Here is a 4579-nt window from a genome sequence, read left to right as displayed (position 1 = left end):
GCCACCGGCCGTCGCACCGCCCGCCGTCGCGCCCGACGCCGCGGCGCCCCGCGCGGCCGCGTCGGCGACCAGGGACTCCGGGTGCTCCCGCCACGCGGCGAGGATCACGAGCGGCACGAGCACCACGGACAGCAGGACGAGCGAGAGCCCGACGCCGTCGACCGCCAGGGCCCAGCTCACGCCGAACGCAGGGATCCACGGGACGACGTGCTCGAGCTGGTGCTCGGCGGCGGCGGTGGTGTCGAACTGCAGCGTGGCGAGCACGCCGAGCGCGAGCACGAGGAGGGAGACGGCGAGGCCGATCGGCCGGGCGTGCCGCCGTGCGCCGGCGGGCAGCGCCCACAGGACGACGGCGCCCACGACCGGCAGGACGACCATCGTCGTCAGCCAGGGGAAGCTCTGGTCAAGCATGGGTGGGTCTCTTCCCCTCAGATCCGGAAGGCCAGGACGACGGCGGCCAGGACGATGACACCGAGCACCATGGTGGTGGCGTACGACCGGACGAACCCGGTCTGGACGCGGCGCACCAGCTCGCCGGAGCCGGCCACGACCCGGGCCAGGCCCGTCGCGGCGCCGTCGACGACCTGACGGTCGCCGTAGACGAGCGACCGGGTCAGGTACTGCCCGGGGCGCATGAGCAGGGCCTCGTTGACGTCGTCCTGGTACAGGTCCCGGCGCGCGGCGCGGGTCAGGACGGAGCCGCGCGGCGCGACCACCGCGACCGGGGCGGCGGCGTACTGCCGCCACGCCAGGAACGCGCCCGCGGCGACGAGCAGCAGGGTCAGCGCGATGAGGACCGGCACGGGCAGCACCGGGTCGTCGTGCTCGGTGTGGCCGAAGACCGGCTCGAGCCAGTACTCGAACCCGCCGAAGTACAGCGCGCCACCCAGGGCCACGGAGCCCGCGGCGAGGATCCACATCGGCCAGACCATGAGACCGGGCGACTCGTGGGGGTGACGGACCGGGGCGTCCGGGTCCGGGGCGGCGCCGTGGCCGTCGTGCCACCGCCGCCGTCCGTGGAACGTCATGAAGAACAGGCGGGACATGTAGAACGCCGTGATCCCCGCACCGAGGAGGGCGACCGTGCCGAACACCCACGGCTGCCAGCCCTCGGCGCCGTTGGTCGCGAACGCCGACTCGATGATCTTGTCCTTGCTCCAGAACCCGGAGAACGGCGGGACGCCCAGGATCGCGAGCCAGCCCAGGCCGAAGGTGATCCAGGTGGCCTTCATGGCGGTGGACAGCGCGCCGAAGCGGCGCATGTCCACGTCGTCGTCCATGCCGTGCATGACCGAGCCGGCGCCGAGGAACATGCCGGCCTTGAAGAAGCCGTGCGTGACCAGGTGGAAGATCGCGAACGCGTAGCCGATCGGCCCGAGGCCGGCGGCCAGCATCATGTAGCCGATCTGGGACATCGTCGAGGCGGCGAGCGCCTTCTTGATGTCGTCCTTCGCCGTGCCGATGATCGCGCCGAACAGGAGCGTGAAGGCACCGATGATCGCGACGACGAGGAGCGCCGTCGGCGCCCCGGCGTAGATGGGGCCGGACCGGACCACGAGGTAGACGCCGGCGGTCACCATGGTCGCGGCGTGGATGAGCGCGGAGACCGGCGTCGGGCCGGCCATGGCGTCGCCCAGCCACGACTGCAGCGGGAACTGCGCGCTCTTGCCGGTGGCGGCCAGCAGCAGCATGAGGCCGGTCGCCGTGAGGAGGCCCTCGCTCGCGCCGCCCGCAGCGGCGAACACGGTCTCGAAGTCGGTCGCCCCGAAGGTGGCGAACAGCAGGCCGATCGCGATGATCATGCCGACGTCGCCGACGCGGTTGGCGACGAACGCCTTCTTCGCCGCGACCGCGTTGGGCAGCGTGTGGTTCCAGAAGCCGATGAGCAGGTACGAGGCGAGGCCCACCCCCTCCCAGCCGACGAAGAGCAGCAGGTAGCTGTCCGCGAGGACCAGCAGCAGCATCGCCGCCACGAAGAGGTTGAGGTAGGCGAAGAACCGGCGCCGGTCGTGGTCGTGCTCCATGTAGGCCACGGAGTACACGTGGATCAGCGTGCCGACGAAGGTCACGAGCATGACGAACGTCAGCGACAGCGGGTCCAGGCGCAGGCCCGCGTCGAGGCTGAACGCACCGGCCGGGATCCAGGAGAAGAGGTGGAGGTCCTGGACGCGCTGCTCGGCGGGGGCGCCGAGCATCGTGACGAGCAGGACCGCCCCCACGAGGAAGGACCCGGCCGACGCGAGCACGCCGAGCCAGTGGCCCCAGCGGTCCGTGCGTCGGCCCGCGAGGAGCAGCACGGCCGCGGAGGCCAGCGGCAGCGCCACGAGCAGCCAGGCGAGCTCGAACACGCCGGACGCGGCGGTCGCCGCGACGACGCCCTCCGCGGTCGCGGCGGGCAGCGCCGTGGGAAGGGCCGCCGACACCGTGGTCAGGGCAGCAGGAAGGGTGGTCACCGTCGCTCGCTCCTCAGCTCTTCAAGAGGTTGACGTCGTCGACCGAGGCCGAGCGGCGCGTCCGGTAGATCGCCACGATGATCGCGAGCCCGATGACGACCTCCGCCGCGGCCACGACCATGACGAAGAACGCCACGACCTGCCCGGTGAGGTCGCCGTGCAGGCGCGCGAAGGTCACGAAGGCCAGGTTGGCCGAGTTGAGCATCATCTCGATGCCGAGGAAGACGATGATCGCGTTGCGGCGGAGCAGCACCGTCGCGGCACCGATGGAGAAGAGCACCCCGGACAGGACGAGGTAGTTCACCAGGTTCATCGGATGGGCTCCTCACCCGTGATCGCCCGCTGCGGCGGGGTCGAGCCGCTGCCGGGGACCGGCCCGGGACCCTCGTCAGCCGCCTCGAGGTGCCGCGTCGCCGCCGCGGCGGCGCTCGTGTCGAGGTGGACCTCGGTGACCGACCGCTCCTGTCCCCGCACCCGCAGCACGCGCGGGACGGAGATGTCGAGCGGGCGCCCGTCGGGGCCGAGCGCGGGGACGTCCATCGCGTTGGACCGGGCGTACACGCCCGGGGCGGGCAGCGGCGTGAGCCGGCCACCGGCCGCGATCCGCGCCTCCGCGCGCTCGCGCTGACCGACCTTGCGCGTGATTCGCTCGCGGTGCGTCAGGACGATCGCGCCGACGGCCGCCGTGATGAGCAGGATGCCCACGGCCTGGAGGTTGAAGACGAAGTCCCCGAAGATCACCCGGGCGACGCCGACCGGGTTGGTCTCCGCGTTCGCCGCCGCGAGGCCCTGCGGGCGCAGGTCCGCCGCGTTGAGCACGACGCTGACCAGGACCACCGCAAGCCCGATGCCCATGAGGGCGCCGAGCCAGCGCTGCCCGCGGATCGTCTCCACCAGCGAGTCCGAGGCGTCCACGCCGACGAGCATGAGCACGAAGAGGAAGAGCATCATCACGGCGCCGGTGTAGACGACCACCTGGACCACGCCCAGGAAGGGCGCCTCCTGCGCGACGTAGAGGATCGCCAGGCAGATCATCACGACGACGACGCTCATCGCGGCGTACACGGTGCGCCGGGAGAACAGCAGCCCGCACGCCGCGAGGACCATCACGGGCGCGAGCACCCAGAAGAGGACCGCCTCGGCGGTGCTGGTGCTGCCGGTCTCCGCCAGGGCGGTGACCAGCGGCCCGGCGGCCACGCCGCCGAGCGCGAGGGATGCGCTCATCGTCCGTCCTCGTCCCGTCCGGAGTCCGCGGGGACCCGCAGCTGCTCCAGGGCCGGCTCCTCCGGGCGGTACTGCGCCACCCAGTCGATCTGCTCGGGCACCGGACCCGTGACCGCGCCGCGGTAGTAGTCCGTGTCCTCCGTGCCGGGGACCATCGGGTGCGGCGCGGGCAGCATCCCGTCGGCCAGCGGCGCGAGGAGGTCCTGCTTCTCGAAGATCATCCCTGCGCGCGTCGGGCCGGCGAGCTCGTACTCGTTGGTCATCGTCAGCGCGCGCGTCGGGCAGGCCTCGATGCAGAGCCCGCAGAAGATGCAGCGCAGGTAGTTGATCTGGTAGACGCGGCCGTACCGCTCACCCGGCGAGAACTGCCCGTCGGGCGTGTTGTCCGCGCCCTCGACGTAGATCGCGTCCGCGGGGCAGGCCCACGCGCACAGCTCGCAGCCGATGCACTTCTCGAGGCCGTCCGGGTACCGGTTCAGCTGGTGCCGCCCGTGGTAGCGCGGCTTCGTCGGCGTCTTCTCGAACGGGTACTCCTCGGTGACCGTCGGCTTGAACATGTTGCCGATGGTCACGCCGAAGCCGGCCACGGGGGCCAGCGCCCGCGCGATCGGTCCCCGCTCGGCGATGAGGGGCTCGTAGTCCGCCGCCGTGCCGTGGGCGCCGACCTCCCCGCCCGGCTCGCGCCGGCGCAGCTCCTTGTCAGCCACGGGTCTCCTCCTGGTCAGGGTCGTTCCGGTGCCCGGCGTCGTCGGTCGCGGTGAGGGTCCCGACCGGTCCGGGGCCCCCCGGACCGTCGGCGGTGGCCTGCTGCGCCTGCAGCCGGGCGCGACGCGGCGACGGCGGCAGGACCTGGCCCGGCATCGGCGGGACAGGGTATCCGCCGGCGAAGGCGTCGAACACCT

4 protein-coding genes and 2 pseudogenes are annotated in these 4579 nt (G+C 72.5%); all 6 read right to left on the bottom strand.

All coding sequences use genetic code 11. The features are described 5' to 3' along the window. Positions 1-411, bottom strand: a pseudogene (locus N866_RS15310) (NADH-quinone oxidoreductase subunit M); the annotation flags it as partial. A 17-nt stretch (positions 412-428) separates the two neighbouring features. Then, positions 429-2453 carry an NADH-quinone oxidoreductase subunit L gene (gene nuoL, locus N866_RS15305; protein ID WP_081802700.1) on the bottom strand — a complete coding sequence of 675 codons (2025 nt, stop codon included), beginning with the start codon at positions 2451-2453 and terminating at the stop codon, positions 429-431. A gap of 13 nt (positions 2454-2466) precedes the next feature. Next, a complete protein-coding gene (gene nuoK, locus N866_RS15300; RefSeq protein WP_034227938.1) occupies positions 2467-2766 on the bottom strand; it encodes an NADH-quinone oxidoreductase subunit NuoK in 300 nt (99 codons plus the stop codon). After that, positions 2763-3677, bottom strand: a complete 915-nt coding sequence (locus tag N866_RS15295) for an NADH-quinone oxidoreductase subunit J (RefSeq protein ID WP_081802699.1) — start codon at positions 3675-3677, stop codon at positions 2763-2765. Before N866_RS15295 ends, nuoK begins: the two co-directional genes overlap by 4 nt. Next, positions 3674-4384 (bottom strand): NADH-quinone oxidoreductase subunit NuoI, encoded by a 711-nt coding sequence (gene nuoI / locus N866_RS15290; RefSeq protein ID WP_425393970.1) that lies wholly within the window; start codon positions 4382-4384, stop codon positions 3674-3676. The genes N866_RS15295 and nuoI overlap by 4 nt, the downstream gene beginning before the upstream one ends. After that, positions 4377-4579: pseudogene (locus tag N866_RS21485) on the bottom strand (hypothetical protein); the annotation flags it as partial. The gene nuoI and the pseudogene N866_RS21485, both read right to left, overlap by 8 nt.

Source organism: Actinotalea ferrariae CF5-4 (genome assembly GCF_000603945.1).
In the GTDB taxonomy this organism is placed as follows: Bacteria; Actinomycetota; Actinomycetes; order Actinomycetales; family Cellulomonadaceae; genus Actinotalea; species Actinotalea ferrariae.
The sequence above is the reverse complement of the archived record's forward strand: the minus strand, read 5'-3'. Positions and strand labels throughout refer to the sequence as shown.

Bases quoted from the DNA above. Each gene is read 5' to 3' on its own strand.
- N866_RS15295 (WP_081802699.1), bottom strand. From the start codon at position 3,677: ATGAGCGCATCCCTCGCGCTCGGCGGCGTGGCCGCCGGGCCGCTGGTC.
- nuoK (WP_034227938.1), bottom strand. From the start codon at position 2,766: ATGAACCTGGTGAACTACCTCGTCCTGTCCGGGGTGCTCTTCTCCATC.